Below are 17,269 nucleotides of genomic sequence, written 5' to 3'. Positions count from 1 at the left end.
CCCGGGCGGCCGGTTACTCGCGCGCCGTGGACGTCGAGCTCATGTCCGGGTACCGGTCCCCGGCCACCAGCCCCGCGATCGGCTCCAGCTGTGCCAGCTCCTCCGCGGTCAGCGTGAGCCGGGTGGCGGCCACGTTCTCCAGCAGCCGGCTGCTCTTGCGGGTGCCCGGGATCGGCACCACGGTCAGCCCGTGCACCTGGGCCCGCTGCTGCACCCAGGCGAGTGCCACCTGCGCGGCCGACACCCCGTGCGCCGCCGCGATCTTGTGGACCGGCTCCAGCAGGGCGGCGTTCTTCTTCGCGTTGTCGCCGGTGAAGCGGGGCTGGTACCTCCGGAAGTCGCCCTCCGACAGCTCCTTGGCCGCGTCCGTGAACGCCCCGGTCAAAAAGCCCCGGCCGAGCGGCGAATACGGCACGACGGTCACCCCGAGCTCGACGGCGGCCGGTACGGCGCTGCGCTCGATGTCCCGGCTGAAGAGCGACCACTCCGACTGGAGAGCCGCGATCGGGTGCACCGCGTACGCCTCGCGCAGCTCCGCGCCGGTCACCTCGCTCAGCCCGAGCTGCTTGACCTTGCCCTGCTGGACCAGCTCGGCCATCGCGCCGACGGACTCCGTCAGCGGGACGTCGGGGTTGCGGCGGTGCATGTAGTAGAGGTCGATGACGTCGGTGCCCAGCCGCCGCAGGCTGTCCTCGACGGCCTTGCGGATGTACGCGGGGTCGTTGCGCACTCCCCGGTAGTGCTCGTCGTCTTCCTTGCGCTCTATGGCGAACTTCGTGGCGAGCGTGATCTCGTCCCGGTGCGCCCCGACGAACGGGGCGAGGAAGGTCTCGTTGGCGCCGAGGCCGTACACATCCGCGGTGTCGAAGAGGGTGACGCCCGCCGCCAGCGCCGTCTCCAGCGTCTCGCGGGCGGAAGGCTCATCGGTGTCGCCGTAGAACTCGCTCATGCCCATGCAGCCGAGTCCCTGCACGCCGACCTGCGGGCCGCCGTTGCCGAGCTCCACGGTGGTGATCTTGTCGTCAGACATCAGGCACTGGGCCTTTCCGGCGCCCGTCGGGCGCTCGCATAGAAGTCGATCTTGTGGTCGAGCACGGCCAGGGTGTCCTGGAGCTCCGCGATCCGCGTCCTCACGTCGCGGCGGGTCGCCTCCAGCAGCTCCTGCCGTTCCTCGAAGGTGTGCTCGCCCTCGCGCAGCAGCTCCGCGTACCGGACCATATCGGCGACCGGCATCCCGGTCAGCCGCAGCTTGCCGACGAAGGCCAGCCAGTCCAGATCGCGGTTGGTGAAGCGGCGCTGGCCGGTGTGGGACCGGTCGACGTGCGGCATCAGCCCGATCCGCTCGTACCAGCGCAGGGTGTGCGCGGTGAGCCCGGTGAAGGCCACGACCTCACTGATGGTGTACCGGTCCTGCCCCTCGGGACGCGGATGCGCCTGCGGGGCCGCGGCGCAGACGTCCACCTTCGTCGAAGTGCTCTCCATCACCGTCATGCCCTCCACGCTAGAACCTTGGAGTGCACTCGAAGCAAGCGCAAGCGGGGACGGGTTTAGGCTCGTACGCATGCAGAGCCTGGCAATGATCGACAACTGGCCCGTCCCCACCGCGGCGGCTGCCGTCGTACGAGCGGACGGCACCGTTCTCGGTACGCACGGCCCGACCGCGCACCGTTTCCCGCTCGCCTCCGTCACCAAGCCGATCGCGGCCTACGCGGCGCTGGTGGCGTACGAGGAGGGCGCGGTCGAGCTGGACGAACCAGCAGGTCCGGAAGGGTCCACCGTCCGGCACCTGCTCGCGCACACCAGCGGGCTCGCCTTCGACGAGCACCGTACGACGGCCGCGCCCGGCACCCGCCGGCTCTACTCCAACGCGGGCTTCGAGGTGCTCGGCGACCACATCGCCAAGGCCACCGACATCCCGTTCCCGGACTACGTGCGCCAGGCGGTGCTGGAACCGCTGGGCATGACGGCGACCACGGTGGACGGCTCGCCCGCCAAGGACGGCGTCTCGACCGTCGACGACCTCGTACGGTTCGCGGCGGAGGTGCAGGTGCCCCAGCTGCTCGACCCGCACACGGTGCTGGCCGCGCAGACCGTCGTACACCCGGGACTGAAGGGCGTACTGCCGGGCTACGGTCACCAGAACCCCAACGACTGGGGGCTCGGCTTCGAGATCCGTGACTCCAAGTCGCCGCACTGGACGGGCGGTTCCTCGTCGCCCGCGACCTTCGGGCACTTCGGGCAGTCGGGCACGTTCCTGTGGATCGACCCGGTCGCGGGCGCGGCGTGCATCGCGCTGACCGACCGGGCCTTCGGCCCGTGGGCAGCAGAAGTGTGGCCGCCGTTCACGGACGCGGTGCTCGCGGAGCTCCGCTCCGGTCACTGAGAGAGATCATCCGTCGGCCGCCTTCGCGGCCAGGCACTCGAACCACACCGTCTTGCCGCGCCCGTCCCGGCGCGGCTCGACACCCCATCTGTCGGTGAGAGCGGCGACCAGCAGCAACCCCCGCCCGCCCTCGTCGAGTTCGTCCCCCACGACCCTCCTCGGCACGTCCGGACAGTCGTCCGCGACCTCGACGCGCACGCCCCCGGCCGGGAGCAGGAAGATGAACGTCTGGCAGCGACGGCCGGGCACGTGCCGCACCACGTTCGCGATCAGCTCGGTCAGCGCCAGCTCCGCCGCGTCGGCCAGGTCGAGGAGTTCCCAGCCGGTGAGGTAGAGGTGCAGGATGCGGCGCAGATGCCGTGCGGAGTGCTCACCCACCGCGAAGTCGGCGTGATAGGTCGGTTCCACGCTGTCCGGTGGCGGAGCAGTTACGTGATTCATGTCACCAGCGTGCAGCGGTTTGGTTACGCTCGGCTACGTACGGAAACGAACGCCGCGAGGCGTTGAACGCCGGAGGTGCCCCGCCGTGGCCAACATCCATACGCTCGACCCGAGCGCTTCCCCACTGGACTACTACGGCTGGGAGTTGCGCCGCCAGAGAGAGGCCCACGGCCTCAAACAAGGTCAGCTCGGCGACATCATCTTCTGCACCGGTTCCCTCATCGGCCAGATCGAGACCACGAAGAAGGTGCCCACCCGCGACTTCTCCGAGCGCGTGGACGCGGCACTCGGTACGGACGGCGTGTTCTCCCGCCTCGTCGGTCTGGTCCTGCGCAGCCAGCTGCCGACGTGGTTCCAGCCGTACGCGGACATGGAGGCCCGCGCGACGTACATCTCCACGTACCAGGCGCAGTTGGTCTACGGGCTGTTGCAGACGGAGGAGTACGCGCGGGCCGTGCTGGCCACTGGCATGCCCGACGACCTTGAAGCGCAAGTGGCAGCTCGCGTGGAGCGCCAGCGCATCCTGGAACGGGAGCAGCCGCCGCTGGCCTGGGCAATTCTCGACGAGGCGGCACTCCAGCGGCCGATCGGTGGCCGCGAGACCATGCGGAGGCAACTGGCCCGCTTGTTGGAGTTCACGGAGCACCGCTGGATGCGTGTTCAGGTGCTGCCGTTCAGCGCAGGCGAGCACGCCAGCCTGGCAGGCTCGTTCACTGCCATGCGCTTCGACAACGATCCGGACATCGTCTACACGGAGGACCTCATCTCCGGGCACATGACCGCCAACCCCGACACCATCAGGGAAGCCGCGCGCCGTTACGCTCACTTGCAGGCTGCTGCTCTCTCCGTTGAGGCATCGGCGGCACTGATCACCCGCGTGATGGAGGAACGTTATGAAGACCGGTCGCGACCTGAAGAGCGCGCGGTGGCGTAAGTCCAGTTACAGCGGAAACACTGGCGGCGAATGCGTCGAGTGCACCGTCACCGGCGGTGCCGCATGGCGCAAGTCCAGTTTCAGCGGAAGCACCGGCGGCGAGTGCCTCGAAGTGGTCGACGGCCTCCCCTGCTCCGTGCCCGTCCGCGACAGCAAGAGCCCCGACGGGCCGGTCCTGATGATCGGGGCCGCCGCCTGGCGGTCCTTCGTGGACGGGCTCGTCTGACACCGCCGCGACACATCCGTACGACCCAGGGGGTCGGGGACGACTGGCCGTCGTCCCCGGCCCCTTCGTCACACGAGCGGTTCGATCATGTGGGTCCGGCGCTGGGACCGCGTGGCCGCGTCACCCGACCAGGCCGTCCGGTTCGGGTCGAGACCCACACCGTTGGTGAGGCCAAGACGGGCGACCACGGCGTTGTGCTCGACGCAGGCCTGCCGCAACGGATCGATGAATTCGTTCTGCAACTCCACCTGCGTGACAGCCACCCCGGCGCTGACCTTCGTGTCGATGAAGTCGTAGACATGATCCAGCTGTTCGGAGCGGGGCGTGATGGCACCGTCCTCGGTGAAGTTGAGGTCCGGTCCGCTGCTGCCCGGGTCGTCGCTCCTGACCGCTGGTTCGGGGCCGAGGGCGAAGTTGGCCGGAACGTTCTTCAACGCCTTGGAGACGGAGGTGAGCTGGTTGTTGTTCGTCGTGAACGCCGTCGGGGCTACCGGCGCCAGAGCCGTCACGACGTCGGTCAGCTGGGTCGTGGTGAGGAGACCGGCGAATTTTTCGAGCAGCGACTTGGGCACGATGTGGTGCAAGGTGTGCACGAGCGCATTGCCCGGGTTGGCCTTCTTCGCATCGGACAGGGCGTTCTTGGTCGGGTTGTTTTTCCAGTCGCCGGCACGCTGGACCGGTGTCTCCGTGGTCGGGGACACGCCTGGTCCGGGGGTCTCCCGGTCGCTGGGGGCCTGGCTCCGCACCGGTCCTGACATGACCCGGCGGGCGTTCTGCTCCGCAGCCCGTTCGTAGGTGTCCGAGGGGTCGGAAATCCGCAGGCCCGCGCCGTTGTCGGTGCCGGAGACAGCGCCCTGCCGCTGCTGGATGACGTGGGTCAGCTCGTGGGCGAGGGTGTGTTTGTCGCCTCCACCGTGGCCGACGACGACGTGGTGGCCGGACGTGTAGGCACGGGCACCGACCTCGGCGGCCGAGGCGCGGGCGGCGCCGTTGTCGTGAATGCGTACGTCGGAGAAGTCGGCGCCGAGACGGGCCTCCATCTCCTCCCGGAGCCCGGCGCCCATGGGTTTGCCGCCGGTGCGCAGGACGTCGTGGACGGCGGAGCGCTGTACGTCGTGCTGGTGCTCCTCGTGCTGCTGCTCTTCGTGCTGTGCCCAGGGGTGGCCCGCCTGCCGGAGCAGCTGGACGACTGTGGCATTCCCCAGGGTGCCCTGCAGGGCGAGCGGCGTGTGTGCGGGGAACCCCCTCGCGTCCGGGCTCCTCTCCGGCGTACGCGCGCGAGCGGAATCGTGGGTGCCGCCGCCGAGGGCGCGGTCGGAGTCGCGTGCGCGCATCAGAAGCCTTCCGGAGGGGTGCACAGGGTTCATCCCCTCCATGACTACGTGGAACACGCGGTGCGGGCCAGGTACACGAGGGCAGAATCGGCCGGCTCGCCGGACAGACCCCATGGCCGACGCGACCGCTCGACTCATCCTGTGCGAAACGGGGTCCGGCAGCCCGGGAACCCGCTACCCTCCTCGGCCATGGCCGACATAGTCCGCGCTACCGCCGCCGACGTCCCCGCGCTCGCCTCCGTGCTCGCCAGTGCCTATGCCGAGGACCCCGTCTGGACGTGGCTGATGCCGCGCGACCGGGACCGGCGGCTGCGGCTGCTGTTCACCGCACACCTGGCCCAGCAGATCCCGGCCGGCCGGGTGTGGACCGACCCGGAGCGCACGGTCGCGGCGGTGTGGGCGGAGCCCGGGAAGTGGAAGCTGCCGGTGACGTACCTGCTGCGCAGCGCGGGCCCGCTCCTGCGTGCGGGACGGGCTCAACTCCCGCGTACCGCCGGACGGTTGCTCACCATGGAGCACCGCCATCCGGCCGGTCCCGAGCACTGGTACGTCGAGTACATCGGCACCCGCGCCGACGCGCGCGGCACGGGGCGCGGGGCGCGGGTGCTCGGCGGGCTGCTGGAGCGGGCGGACGCGGACGGGCGGCCGGTCTTCCTGGAGTCCAGCAACCGCCGTAATCTCACCTTCTACCAGCGGCACGGCTTCACCGTGCACGAGGAGATGACGTTCCGGTCCGGGCCGCCGATGTGGTCGATGTGGCGCCGGGACGACGGCCGGTAGCGTGCGTGCCAGACGCCGCGCGGCGGACGGCAGTTTGACGACAGGGCCCAGGTCAGGCCGACAGTTCCCAGATCAGCACCTCGGCCGTTCCGGCCGCCACCAGCTCCAGCCCTTCCTCGCCGGTGATCCGCACCGAGTCGCCCGGCTCCAGCTCCTCGTCGCCGAGCCGCACCGACCCGGCCACCACATGGACGTACACCCGCGCCGCGTCCGGCACCGCCGCGCGCTCCCCCGCACCCAGCCTGCGCACATGCAGCATCGCACCGGCCGCCGGGAGGGCGTACGGGGTGGAGTCGGCGATGCCGGGGACGATCGCGTACGAGGGTTCGCCGCCCGGTTCGAGCGGGGCCAGCCACATCTGAATGAACGTCAGCGGGTCGTCGCCGTCGTTGCGTTCGACATGGCGCACGCCGGAGGCGGCACCGAGGTGCTGGAGGTCGCCGGGCCGTACGACCGTGGCGTGACCGGTGGAGTCGCGGTGGGTCAGCTCGCCCTCGACGACCCAGGTGACGATCTCCGTATGGCTGTGGGGGTGTTCGTCGAAACCCGCGCCGGGCGCCAGCCGCTCCGCGTTGCAGGCCAGGATCGCGCCGAAGCGCAGATTGTCCGGGTCGTAGAAGCTGCCGAAGGAGAAGGCGTGCCGGGACAGGATGCCGGCGTCCTGGTCCCCGCCCAGGAAACGGTCTTCGGCGCGGTGTACGGAAATCACCTGCCCACGGTAGCCGGGCGCGGCACCCCCGCGACCCGTGCGCCGCTACCCGCCGGTACGACCCGCGGTCGCCCCGGCCCTCCGTGTCCGTGGTCCGATAAGGCAATCTTGTCTCCGTGCCCCGACCCGATCCTGAGCATCCCGATGCGAACGCCGCCCACCTGCATGCCGCGACCCTGAAACGCCTGGAACAGTCCTCCGGCCGGCTCGCCGCGAACGCGATTGCCCGCATGGACGAGTCGCTGCCGTGGTACCGGGCGATGCCACCGGAGAACCGGTCCTGGATCGGCCTGGTGGCCCAGGCCGGTATCGCGGCGTTCACCGAGTGGTTCCGGCATCCGGAGACCCCGCAGGCCATCTCCACCGATGTGTTCGGCACGGCTCCGCGCGAGCTGACCCGGGCGATCACCCTGCGGCAGACCGTCGAGATGGTGCGTACGACGATCGAGGTCATGGAGGCCGCGATCGAGGAGGTCGCCGCGCCCGGCGACGAGTCGGTGCTGCGCGAGGCGCTGCTCGTCTACGCCCGGGAGATCGCGTTCGCGACCGCCCAGGTGTACGCGCAGGCCGCCGAGGCGCGCGGCGCCTGGGACGCCCGGCTGGAATCGCTCGTGGTGAACGCGGTGCTGTCCGGCGAGGCCGACGAGGGCGCCGTGTCACGCGCCGCGGCGCTCGGCTGGAACTCCCCCGAGCACGTCTGCGTGGTGCTCGGCACCGCCCCGGACGGCGACAGCGAGCTGACCGTGGAGGCGATCAGGCGGGCCGCCCGGCACGCGAAGCTCCAGGTGCTGACCGGAGTGCTCGGCAACCGCCTGGTCGTCATCGCGGGCGGCAGCGACAACCCGCTGCATGTCGCGAAGGCGCTGATCGGCCCGTACGCGGCGGGACCCGTCGTCGCCGGACCCGTGGTGCCCGACCTGCTGGCGGCCACCCGGTCCGCGCAGGCCGCCGCCGCCGGACTCAAGGCGTGCGGTGCCTGGCAGGACGCCCCGCGGCCGGTGCTCGCCGACGATCTGCTGCCGGAGCGCGCGATGGCGGGCGACCCCGCCGCGCGGGACCAATTGGTGGAGGAGATCTACAGACCGCTGGAAGAAGCGGGCTCCGCGCTCCTGGAAACGCTGAGTGTGTATCTGGAGCAGGCGAGCAGCCTGGAAGGCGCGGCCAGGATGCTCTTCGTCCACCCGAACACCGTGCGCTACCGGCTCCGACGTGTGACAGACGTCACCGGATGGTCACCGTCCGACGTTCGTTCGGCGTTCACGCTGCGGATCGCCCTGATCCTGGGGCGCTTGGCCGCGAGAGATCCTCAGTCCTAGACTTTTGTCGGACATCAACAATTCCCCATACGGTTCTTCGTCCCTGTCCCCACGGGTGTTCCGGACCGTTCACAAGAGAGAGTGTGAGTGTGCTCGTACTCGTCGCTCCCGGCCAAGGCGCTCAGACGCCCGGCTTCCTGACTCCCTGGCTCGACCTTCCCGGTGCCTCCGACCGCATCGCGGCCTGGTCCGACGCCATCGGGCTCGACCTCACCCACTACGGCACCAAGGCCGACGCGGATGAGATCCGTGACACCTCGGTGGCGCAGCCGCTGCTGGTGGCCGCAGGTCTGCTGTCCGCCGCCGCGCTCGACGCGTCGCCGAACGTCGTCGCAGGTCACAGCGTTGGCGAGATCACTGCCGCAGCCCTCGCCGGAGTCATCGGCGACGAGGCCGCGCTGCGTCTCGTACGGACCCGTGGGCTCGCCATGGCCGAGGCCGCGGCGGTCACCGAGACCGGCATGGCGGCGCTGCTGGGCGGGGACCCGGACGTGTCGGTCGCGCACCTGGAGAAGCTCGGGCTGACCCCGGCGAACGTCAACGGGGCCGGCCAGATCGTCGCCGCGGGCACCGCCGCGCAGATCGCCGCGCTGGTCGAGGACAAGCCCGAGGGCGTGCGCCGCGTGGTGCCCCTCAAGGTCGCCGGTGCCTTCCACACGAGCCACATGGCCCCCGCCGTCGACCGGCTGCGCGAGGCCGCCGCGGAGCTGACGCCCGCCGATCCGGCCGTGACATATGTCTCGAACGCCGACGGGAAGGCCGTCGCCACCGGCGACGAGGTCATCTCCCGGCTGGTCGGCCAGGTGGCCAACCCGGTCCGCTGGGACCTGTGCATGGAGACCTTCAAGGAGCTGGGCGTCACGGCTCTCATCGAGGCCTGCCCCGGCGGCACCCTCACGGGTCTCGCCAAGCGCGCGCTGCCCGGTGTCCGGACACTCGCGCTCAAGACCCCCGACGACCTCGACGCGGCCCGCGCGCTCATTTCCGAGCACGCAGGCGCCTAAGGAGCCCGAGAGAATGTCGAAGATCAAGCCCAGCCAGGGCGCCCCGTACGCACGGATCATGGGTGTCGGCGGCTACCGCCCGACCCGTGTCGTGCCCAACGAGGTGATCCTCGAGACGATCGACTCGTCCGACGAGTGGATCCGTTCGCGCTCCGGTATCGCCACCCGCCACTGGGCCTCCGAGGAGGAGACCGTGGCCGCGATGTCCGTCGAGGCGTCCGGCAAGGCCATCGCGGACTCCGGCATCAGGCCCGATCAGATCGGCGCCGTGATCGTCTCCACCGTCTCGCACTTCAAGCAGACCCCGGCCATCGCGACCGAGATCGCCCACCTGGTCGGCGCGGGCAAGCCCGCCGCCTTCGACATCTCGGCCGGCTGCGCGGGCTTCGGCTACGGGCTGACCCTCGCCAAGGGCATGGTCGTCGAGGGTTCGGCGGAGTACGTGCTCGTCATCGGCGTGGAGCGGCTCAGCGACCTCACCGACAAGGAGGACCGCGCGACGGCCTTCCTCTTCGGCGACGGCGCCGGTGCGGTCGTCGTCGGTCCCTCCAAGGTGCCGGCCATAGGCCCGACCGTCTGGGGCTCCGAGGGCGACAAGTCCGACACCATCAAGCAGACCGTGGCGTGGGACGAGTTCCACGCCGAGCGCCCGGAGAAGTTCCCGGCCATCACGCAGGAGGGCCAGGCGGTGTTCCGCTGGGCCGTCTTCGAGATGGCGAAGGTCGCCCAGCAGGCGCTGGACGCGGCCGGGATCGCCCCGGAAGACCTGGACGTCTTCATTCCGCACCAGGCAAACATGCGGATCATCGACTCGATGGTGAAGACCCTGAAGCTGCCGGAGAACGTCATCGTCGCGCGCGACGTGGAGACCACCGGCAACACCTCCGCCGCCTCGATTCCGCTCGCTATGGAGCGGCTTCTGGCGACCGGTCAGGCGAAGAGCGGCGACACCGCGCTCGTCATCGGCTTCGGGGCGGGTCTCGTCTACGCCGCGACGGTCGTTACCCTCCCCTAGGCACACCAGGCCTTTTAGGCCCGGACGTCCGAACCCTGCAGATAAACACCGAAGGAGCGCCAACATGGCCGCCACTCAGGAAGAGATCGTCACCGGTCTCGCCGAGATCGTCAACGAGATCGCCGGGATCCCGGTCGAGGACGTCCAGCTGGACAAGTCCTTCACCGACGACCTGGACGTCGACTCGCTGTCCATGGTCGAGGTCGTCGTCGCCGCCGAGGAGCGCTTCGACGTGAAGATCCCCGACGAGGACGTCAAGAACCTCAAGACCGTCGGCGACGCTGCCGACTACATCCTCAAGCACCAGGGCTGATCAGGCCTGCTCCTGTGTCGCCACCCGGCGGTGGCGCCGCTGATTCACGACCCTCTACACGTGGAGAAGATTTTCCAGTGAACTCGACCAATCGCACCGTGGTCGTCACCGGTATCGGCGCAACCACTCCGCTGGGTGGCGACACGGCGTCGACCTGGGAAGGTCTGATGGCCGGTCGTTCCGGCGTCAAGCCTCTCGAGGGCGAACGTTTCGCCGAACTGCCCGTCCGGATCGCCGCCCTCGCGGCCGTCGACCCGGGCGACGTCCTGCCCCGCCCGCTCGCCCGCAAGCTGGACCGCTCGGCGCAGTTCGCGCTGATCGCGGCCCGTGAGGCCTGGGCGGACGCCGGTTTCACCGGCAAGGCCGGCGAGGACGAGAAGATCCAGCCCGAGCGGCTGGGCTCGGTCATCGCCTCCGGTATCGGTGGCGTGATCACCCTGCTCGACCAGTACGACGTGCTCAAGGAGAAGGGCGTACGCCGCGTCTCCCCGCACACCGTGCCCATGCTCATGCCCAACGGCCCGGCGGCCAACGTCGGCCTGGAGGTCAACGCCCAGGCCGGTGTCCACACCCCGGTCTCCGCCTGTGCCTCGGGCGCCGAGGCGATCGGCTACGCCGTCGAGATGATCCGCACCGGCCGCGCCGATGTGGTCCTCGCCGGTGGCACCGAGGCGGCGATCCACCCGCTGCCGATCGCCGCGTTCGCCAACATGATGGCGATGTCCAAGAACAACGAGGAGCCCGAGAAGGCCTCCCGTCCGTACGACACCCGCCGGGACGGCTTCGTCCTCGGCGAGGGCGCCGGGGTCGTCGTCCTGGAGTCCGCGGAGCACGCCGCCTCGCGTGGCGCCAAGATCTACTGCGAGGTGCTGGGCCAGGGCCTGTCCGCGGACGCCCACCACATCGCGCAGCCGGAGCCGACCGGGCGCGGCATCGCCGCCGCGATGCAGAACCTGCTGGACCAGACGGACCTCAAGGCGTCCGAGGTCGTGCACCTCAACGCGCACGCCACGTCGACGCCGCAGGGCGACGTCGCGGAGCTGAAGGCTCTGCGCAAGGTCCTGGGCGACGACCTCGACCATGTCGCGATCTCCGCGACGAAGTCGATGACCGGTCATCTCCTGGGCGGCGCGGGCGGCATCGAGACCGTCGCGACGGTCCTGGCGCTGCACCACCGGATGGCTCCGCCGACGATCAACGTGGAGCACCTCGACGAGGCCGTGGAGGCGGACATCGTGCGCGATGCGCCCCGGCCGCTGCCGGAGGGTTCCATCGCCGCGATCAACAACTCGTTCGGATTCGGCGGGCACAACGTGGTGCTGGCGTTCCGTAGCGTCTGACCTGCGGTCCGCGATTCCGGTACGACGATGCCGCCTTCCCCTGCGTGGGGAGGCGGCATCGTCCGTCACACGGGGCGTTCCGCCGCTTCCCGAGCCGGGGCTCCGCCCCGGCAAAATCAAGCCCCTCCGGCGGTTGAGGAGCGGGGATACGGGGGCAGCGCCCCCGATTCGCGAAGGTCACACCACCTGGTGCAGCCACCGCACCGGCGCGCCCTCGCCCGCGTGGCGGAAGGACTCCAGCTCGTCGTCCCACGGCTTGCCGAGCAGTTTGGCGATCTCGGCCTCCAGGTCGGTCTCGCCCCGCACCGAGCGGGCCAGCGCCGCCCGCAGCCGGTCCTCGGGCACCAGGATGTCGCCGTGCATGCCGGTGACGGCGTGGAAGATGCCGAGGCCGGGCGTGGAGCTGTAGCGCTCGCCCTCCGACGTGGGGCTCGGCTCCGCCGTCACCTCGAAGCGCAGCAGGTCCCAGCCCCGCAGCGCGGAGGCCAGCTTGGACGCCGTGCCGGGGCGGGCCTGCCAGGAGAACTCGGACCGCCAGGTGCCGGGCGCGGCAGGCTGTCTGATCCAGTCCAGTTGGACCCGCACACCGAGGACACCGCCCACCGCCCACTCGACATGGGGGCAGAGCGCGCGCGGTGCGGAGTGAACGTACAGAACTCCACGTGTCGTCACCGGGACCTCCAGTGTGGGACGAAGTTCGCCTTCCCCAGCGGCCTCGCACCCGTACCGTCTCTTCTCGGCCGGATCCCGAGGTTGTCATCAGTAAACAGCATCGGGGTGAAACTCCTGAAAAGGGGAAGTATGTGACGTGATGTGATTTCCCGAAAGCCACCCGAGTGGAGCCGGGCGGGTGGAAAGCGCCGCTGGTTCGACGAGGAAAAGCTACCGCGCGGCGGGGTCCCAGGTGTGACGTACGGTCGGTCCCGGGCCCATCATTCGCTCAGCTTTCACCCGCCGGGGCGGCCGGGCCTTCCGACCGGTGCCACCAGGGGTTGCCGGGGGCATAACCGAGGGGACCAAGGGATGCAGGATCGTTCCGCCCGCCACCGTTCGCGTACCGCGGCCGCTGTCCTGGCGGCGGTCTCACTGCTCGGCACGGCCGCTCTGACCGGGTGCGACTCCGGCCAGGAGGGGACGACGAAGGGGGCGGCGGCCCAGCCGTCCGCCCGGCCCGGCCCGGTCTGGGACCGCGAGCCGGGTTCGGTGGCCGCCGTCGGCGACTCCATCACCCGCGGTTTCGACGCCTGTTCGGTGCTGGCGGACTGCCCGGAGGTGTCCTGGGCGACCGGCACGGACAGCGGGGTGCGCAGCCTCGCCGTGCGGCTGCTCGGTGAGGCGGTGGCCGCCTCGCACAGCTGGAACCACGCCGAGACGGGGGCCAGGGTCGCGCAGCTGCCGGAGCAGATGGCGCTCGCCGCGAAAGAGAAACCCGATCTGGTGACGGTGATGATCGGCGCCAATGACGCCTGCCGGGACTCCGCGCGGTACATGACGCCGGTGGCTGATTTCCGCGCGTCGTTCGAGGCGTCGATGCGTCAGCTGCGGGCCGGGGCGCCCAAGGCGCAGGTGTACGTGTCGAGCGTGCCGGATCTCAAGCGGCTCTGGTCGACGGGGCGCGGCAACGCGCTGGGCAAGCAGATCTGGAAGCTGGGGATCTGTCGGTCGATGCTGGGCGACGCGGACGACATGGGGGCGCAGGCGGCGGCCCGGCGCGCATCGGTGCAGGACCGGGTCGTGGCGTACAACGAGGTGCTCCGGGAGGTCTGTGCGAAGGACCTGCGCTGCCGTTACGACGGCGGGGCGGTCTTCGACTACCCGTTCACCGGCAGGCAGCTCAGCCAGTGGGACTGGTTCCATCCGGGGCGCGACGGGCAGGCGAGGCTGGCGGAGATCGCGTACCGCAATGTCACCGCCGCCCGGCCTCCGGCGTAAGGTCCGTGATCATGGTCACTGGCTCGGGAACGGCGATACACACGGAAGACTTCGGCACCCTCGCGGACGGCACCCCCGTGCGCCGCTGGACGCTGGAACGGAACGGTACGCGCGTGCGCGTGCTGACGTACGGCGGCATCGTGCAGTCGGTCGAGGTGCCGGACCGGGACGGGGTGCGGGCGGGTGTCGCGCTCGGGCTGCCGGACCTCGCCGGGTACGAGACGTTCTCCGGCCCGTACTTCGGCGCGCTGGTCGGGCGGTACGCGAACCGGATCGGCGGTGCCCGGTTCGAGCTGGACGGGCATACGCACCGGTTGACGCGGAACGAGGGGCGCAACCAGGTGCACGGCGGGGCCCGGGGCTTCGACAAGCGCGTGTGGCGGGCGCGGGAGGTGGCGGACGGTGTCGAGCTCTCGCTGGTCTCCGAGGACGGCGAGGAGGGCTTCCCGGGCCGTCTCGCGGTGTCGGCGGCCTACACCCTGGACGAGGGCGGGGCGCTGCGGATCGCGTACCGGGCGACGACCGACGCGCCGACGGTGCTGAACCTGACGAATCACACGTACTGGAACCTCGCGGGCGACGACAGCGGGAGCGCGCTCGGGCAGGTGCTGCGGATCGCGGCCGGGCGGATCACTCCGGCGGACGCCGAGTCGCTGCCCACGGGCGAGTTCCTGCCGGTGGACGGGACCCGGTTCGACTTCCGTGAGCCGGGGCCGGTCGGCGCGGGCTACGACCACAACTTCGTGCTGGACGGGGCGGGATCGGGCCCGGCGGCCGAGCTGTACGACGCGGCCTCGGGGCGCGTGCTGACCGTGACCACGACGGAGCCGGGGCTCCAGCTGTACACGGCGGACCACTTCGACGGGCGGCCGTTCGGCCCGTGCGCCGGGATCGCCCTGGAGACCCAGCACTTCCCCGACTCCCCGAACCGGCCGGCGTTCCCGAGCACGGTGCTGCGGCCGGGCGAGGAGTTCGTCTCGACGACCGTGTACGGATTCACGGTGCGCTGACGGCACGGCAGGGGGACGGGACCGCTCCCGCCCCCCGCCGTCCGGCCGCTACCGCTCGATGTCCACGGTCGCCGTCAGGCGTACGTCACCGAGCGAGCGGGCCGCCTGCACCTCGTACGTGCCGGGGACCAGGACCCAGTCGTACGCCTCCTCGTCCCAGATCTCGTACCCGCGCCGCTCCAGCGCGATCACCGTCTCGGCGCTCTCGCCGGGCGCCGCCTCGACGCGGGCGAAACCGGCCAGCCAGCGGACCGGGCGTTCGGCGGTGTCGTCGCGGGGCGCGAGGTAGATCTGGACGGTCTCGGCGCCCGGCCGGGTGCCGGTGTTGCGGACGCGGACGGTGGCGGAGTCCGGGCCGGCCGTCAGGCTCTCGTACTCCCAGCTGGTGTAGCCGAGTCCGTGGCCGAAGGGGTACGCGGGCGCGGTGCCGGCCTTCTCCCAGGCCCGGTAGCCGACGAAGACGCCCTCGTCGTAGTGGAGTTCGCCGTCGGTGGGGGCGGTGTTCGAGACCGGGACGTCGGCGAGCGCGGCCGGCCAGGTGGTGGGGAGGCGCCCGCCCGGTTCCCCCGCGCCGAGCAGGACGTCCGCGAGGGCGTGGCCGGCCTCCTGGCCGGGGAACCAGCCGAGCAGCACGGCCGCGACCTCGTCGCGCCACGGGAGCTCCACCGGGGAGCCGGAGTTGACGATCACGACGGTGTCCGGGTTGGCGGCGGCGACGGCCCGGACGAGGTCGTCCTGGTGGCCGGGGAGCCTGAGGTCGGTGCGGTCGAAGCCCTCGGACTCGACGCGTTCGGTGGTGCCGACGACGACGATCGCGGTGTCCGCGGCGCTGGCCGCCTCGACGGCCTCGGCGATCAGCTCCTGCGGGTCGCGGCGCGGGCCGAGGTGGCAGAAGGCGAACGAGACGCCGGGGATCGGCGCGTCGTCGCCCAGGGTCTCGGGGACCTGCCGCAGCGAGACCTGGACGGGTTCGCCCGCGGTGAGCGTGATCCGGCCGCGCTCCAGCGGGTTGCCGAAGAAGGCCTCGCCGGGGTCGTCGGAGCCGGTGACGCGGTGGATCCCGTCGTACAGGGTCTCGCCCGCGACGGTGAGGGTGAGCGCCCCGGTGCCGCGGGTGCCGAAGACGTGCTCGCCGCTGTCGCGCGGGACGAAGGTGCCGGTGATCTCGACGCTGTGCAGCGTCGCGCGGGTGACTCCCTCGGGGAAGTCGTCGCCGATCCACTGGAGGGTGCCGCCCCGCAGCGGTGCGGAGCCGATGACGGTGCCGGCCTCGTCGTAGCAGACGGCCCTGAGCTCGAAGCCCTTCTCGGCGGGGGTGAGTTCGGTGTTGGGGTCGGCGCCGACACGGAAGTCGACGACGCCCTCGGGGAGGGCGGCGAAGAGTCCGTCGAGCGGGCTGACGACGTGGTGCGGGAAGACCTGGGCGGAGCCGCCGCCGAGGACCCGGGCGTCCCGGGCGAGCGCCCCGCTGACCGCGACCCTGCGGACGGCCGCCGGGTCGATGGGGAGGGCGGCGCGTTCGTTGCGTACGAGCACGAAGGAGCGGCGGGCGATCTCGCGGGCCAGGGCGTCGCCGTCGACGGCATCGGGGCGGCCCGCCTCATCGACGACGGGGGGTGCGCCGTCCAGGATGCCGACGCGGGCGGCCAGCCGCAGCACGTTGCGTACGGCGCCGTCGACGACGGACTCCTCGACCTCACCGGCCCGCACGGCGTCGGCGAGCGCCTTGCCGTAGACGGTCTTGGGGCCGGGCATCGCGACGTCGAGTCCGCCGTTGACGGCGGCGACGGTGGAGCGGGCGGCCAGCCAGTCGGAGACGATGTAGCCGTCGAAGCCCCATTCGCCGCGCAGCACCGCGTTCTGCAGGTAGCGGTGCTCGGTCATGGTGGAGCCGTTGACCTGGTTGTAGGCGGCCATGATGCCCCACGGGTGGGCGTTCTTGACGATCCGTTCGAACGGGGCGAGGTAGATCTCGCGCAGGGTGCGCGGGGCGACGATGTTGTCGACGGTGAAGCGGTCGGTCTCGGCGTCGTTGGCGACGAAGTGCTTGACGGTCGTGCCGACCCCGCCGTCCTGGACGCCGAGCACATAGCCGGTGCCGATCTCGCCGGTGAGGTACGGGTCCTCGCTGTACGTCTCGAAGTGGCGCCCGCCGAGCGGGGACCGGTGGAGGTTCACGGTCGGGGCGAGGAGGACGTGCACCCCCTTGCGGTGGGCCTCCTGGGCCAGCAGCCGGCCGGCCCGGCGGGCCAGGGCCGGGTCCCAGGTCGCGGCCAGCGCGGTGGGCGAGGGCAGGGCGACGGACGGGTCGTCGGCGCTCCAGGCGACGCCCCGGACCCCGATCGGCCCGTCGGACATCACCAGTGAGCGCAGCCCGACGGCGGGGAGCGCGGGCAGCGACCACATGTCCTGGCCGGCCAGCAGCCGCGCCTTGTCGTCGAGCCCGAGTGCGGCGAGCGCCGCGTCGACCGCGGCCTCGCGGGCCGCATCGGGGTTGGTGGGTGTGGACGCGCCTGCCACGGCCGTACCTCC

18 protein-coding genes are annotated in these 17,269 nt (G+C 71.1%); 11 read left to right on the top strand and 7 right to left on the bottom strand.

Translation table 11 applies throughout. The annotated features are described in order from the left end of the window. Positions 1 to 13: 13 nt before the first annotated feature. Positions 14 to 1,030 (bottom strand): aldo/keto reductase, encoded by a 1,017-nt coding sequence (locus tag OG520_RS27940; RefSeq protein ID WP_406015017.1) that lies wholly within the window; start codon positions 1,028 to 1,030, stop codon positions 14 to 16. Continuing rightward, positions 1,030 to 1,491: a MerR family transcriptional regulator gene (locus OG520_RS27935; protein WP_406015016.1), complete on the bottom strand. Its 462-nt coding sequence runs from the start codon at positions 1,489 to 1,491 to the stop codon at positions 1,030 to 1,032. The genes OG520_RS27940 and OG520_RS27935 overlap by 1 nt, the downstream gene beginning before the upstream one ends. A 70-nt stretch (positions 1,492 to 1,561) precedes the next feature. Here OG520_RS27935 and OG520_RS27930 point away from each other — a divergent pair, with 70 nt between their 5' ends. After that, entirely contained in the window at positions 1,562 to 2,383 is an 822-nt protein-coding gene (locus OG520_RS27930) for a serine hydrolase domain-containing protein (protein ID WP_406015015.1), read from the top strand. Positions 2,384 to 2,389: 6 nt separating this feature from the next. Here OG520_RS27930 and OG520_RS27925 read toward each other — a convergent pair whose 3' ends face one another. Next, positions 2,390 to 2,824 carry an ATP-binding protein gene (locus tag OG520_RS27925; RefSeq protein ID WP_406015014.1) on the bottom strand — a complete coding sequence of 145 codons (435 nt, stop codon included), beginning with the start codon at positions 2,822 to 2,824 and terminating at the stop codon, positions 2,390 to 2,392. Positions 2,825 to 2,909: 85 nt separating this feature from the next. Here OG520_RS27925 and OG520_RS27920 point away from each other — a divergent pair, with 85 nt between their 5' ends. Together OG520_RS27920 and OG520_RS27915 are read left to right on the top strand one after the other, a co-directional pair. Beyond that, on the top strand, positions 2,910 to 3,758 hold the full coding sequence (locus tag OG520_RS27920) for a helix-turn-helix transcriptional regulator (protein ID WP_406015013.1): 849 nt from the start codon (positions 2,910 to 2,912) through the stop codon (positions 3,756 to 3,758). Next, positions 3,718 to 3,984, top strand: coding sequence for a DUF397 domain-containing protein (locus OG520_RS27915; protein ID WP_406015012.1), 267 nt, complete (start codon positions 3,718 to 3,720; stop codon positions 3,982 to 3,984). The genes OG520_RS27920 and OG520_RS27915 overlap by 41 nt, the downstream gene beginning before the upstream one ends. A gap of 68 nt (positions 3,985 to 4,052) precedes the next feature. Here OG520_RS27915 and OG520_RS27910 read toward each other — a convergent pair whose 3' ends face one another. Next, a complete protein-coding gene (locus OG520_RS27910) occupies positions 4,053 to 5,318 on the bottom strand; it encodes a DUF4157 domain-containing protein (protein WP_406015011.1) in 1,266 nt (421 codons plus the stop codon). 189 nt (positions 5,319 to 5,507) lie between these two features. Between OG520_RS27910 and OG520_RS27905 the strand changes: the two genes are divergently transcribed. After that, entirely contained in the window at positions 5,508 to 6,098 is a 591-nt protein-coding gene (locus OG520_RS27905; RefSeq protein WP_406015010.1) for a GNAT family N-acetyltransferase, read from the top strand. 52 nt (positions 6,099 to 6,150) lie between these two features. Here the strand turns inward: OG520_RS27905 and OG520_RS27900 are convergent, their stop codons facing one another. Continuing rightward, positions 6,151 to 6,807, bottom strand: coding sequence for a pirin family protein (locus OG520_RS27900; protein WP_406015009.1), 657 nt, complete (start codon positions 6,805 to 6,807; stop codon positions 6,151 to 6,153). 116 nt (positions 6,808 to 6,923) lie between these two features. On the opposite strand from OG520_RS27900, the gene OG520_RS27895 reads away from it, so the two are divergent. The 5 genes from OG520_RS27895 (at position 6,924) to fabF (ending at position 11,795) form a co-directional block, all read left to right on the top strand. Beyond that, positions 6,924 to 8,123, top strand: coding sequence for a CdaR family transcriptional regulator (locus OG520_RS27895; protein WP_266419586.1), 1,200 nt, complete (start codon positions 6,924 to 6,926; stop codon positions 8,121 to 8,123). Positions 8,124 to 8,212: 89 nt separating this feature from the next. Beyond that, positions 8,213 to 9,127, top strand: coding sequence for an ACP S-malonyltransferase (locus OG520_RS27890; protein WP_266425871.1), 915 nt, complete (start codon positions 8,213 to 8,215; stop codon positions 9,125 to 9,127). Between the two features lie 13 nt (positions 9,128 to 9,140). Then, complete coding sequence (locus tag OG520_RS27885; RefSeq protein WP_399326451.1) at positions 9,141 to 10,142, top strand: ketoacyl-ACP synthase III; 1,002 nt, start codon at positions 9,141 to 9,143, stop codon at positions 10,140 to 10,142. A 64-nt stretch (positions 10,143 to 10,206) separates the two neighbouring features. Beyond that, positions 10,207 to 10,455, top strand: a complete 249-nt coding sequence (locus OG520_RS27880; protein ID WP_014045780.1) for an acyl carrier protein — start codon at positions 10,207 to 10,209, stop codon at positions 10,453 to 10,455. Between the two features lie 77 nt (positions 10,456 to 10,532). Then, positions 10,533 to 11,795, top strand: coding sequence for a beta-ketoacyl-ACP synthase II (gene fabF / locus OG520_RS27875; protein WP_399326454.1), 1,263 nt, complete (start codon positions 10,533 to 10,535; stop codon positions 11,793 to 11,795). 177 nt (positions 11,796 to 11,972) lie between these two features. Here the strand turns inward: fabF and OG520_RS27870 are convergent, their stop codons facing one another. Next, entirely contained in the window at positions 11,973 to 12,467 is a 495-nt protein-coding gene (locus tag OG520_RS27870) for a DUF3145 domain-containing protein (RefSeq protein ID WP_356477923.1), read from the bottom strand. Between the two features lie 351 nt (positions 12,468 to 12,818). On the opposite strand from OG520_RS27870, the gene OG520_RS27865 reads away from it, so the two are divergent. Both OG520_RS27865 and OG520_RS27860 read left to right on the top strand, forming a co-directional pair. After that, positions 12,819 to 13,727, top strand: coding sequence for an SGNH/GDSL hydrolase family protein (locus OG520_RS27865; protein ID WP_406015008.1), 909 nt, complete (start codon positions 12,819 to 12,821; stop codon positions 13,725 to 13,727). Between the two features lie 11 nt (positions 13,728 to 13,738). Continuing rightward, a complete protein-coding gene (locus OG520_RS27860; RefSeq protein ID WP_406015007.1) occupies positions 13,739 to 14,737 on the top strand; it encodes an aldose epimerase family protein in 999 nt (332 codons plus the stop codon). A gap of 48 nt (positions 14,738 to 14,785) precedes the next feature. Here the strand turns inward: OG520_RS27860 and OG520_RS27855 are convergent, their stop codons facing one another. Beyond that, complete coding sequence (locus tag OG520_RS27855; protein ID WP_406015006.1) at positions 14,786 to 17,257, bottom strand: glycoside hydrolase family 3 protein; 2,472 nt, start codon at positions 17,255 to 17,257, stop codon at positions 14,786 to 14,788. Between the last annotated feature and the right edge of the window lie 12 nt (positions 17,258 to 17,269).

The organism is Streptomyces sp. NBC_00984 (genome assembly GCF_045162475.1).
GTDB lineage: Bacteria > Actinomycetota > Actinomycetes > Streptomycetales > Streptomycetaceae > Streptomyces.
The sequence above is the reverse complement of the archived record's forward strand: the minus strand, read 5'-3'. Positions and strand labels throughout refer to the sequence as shown.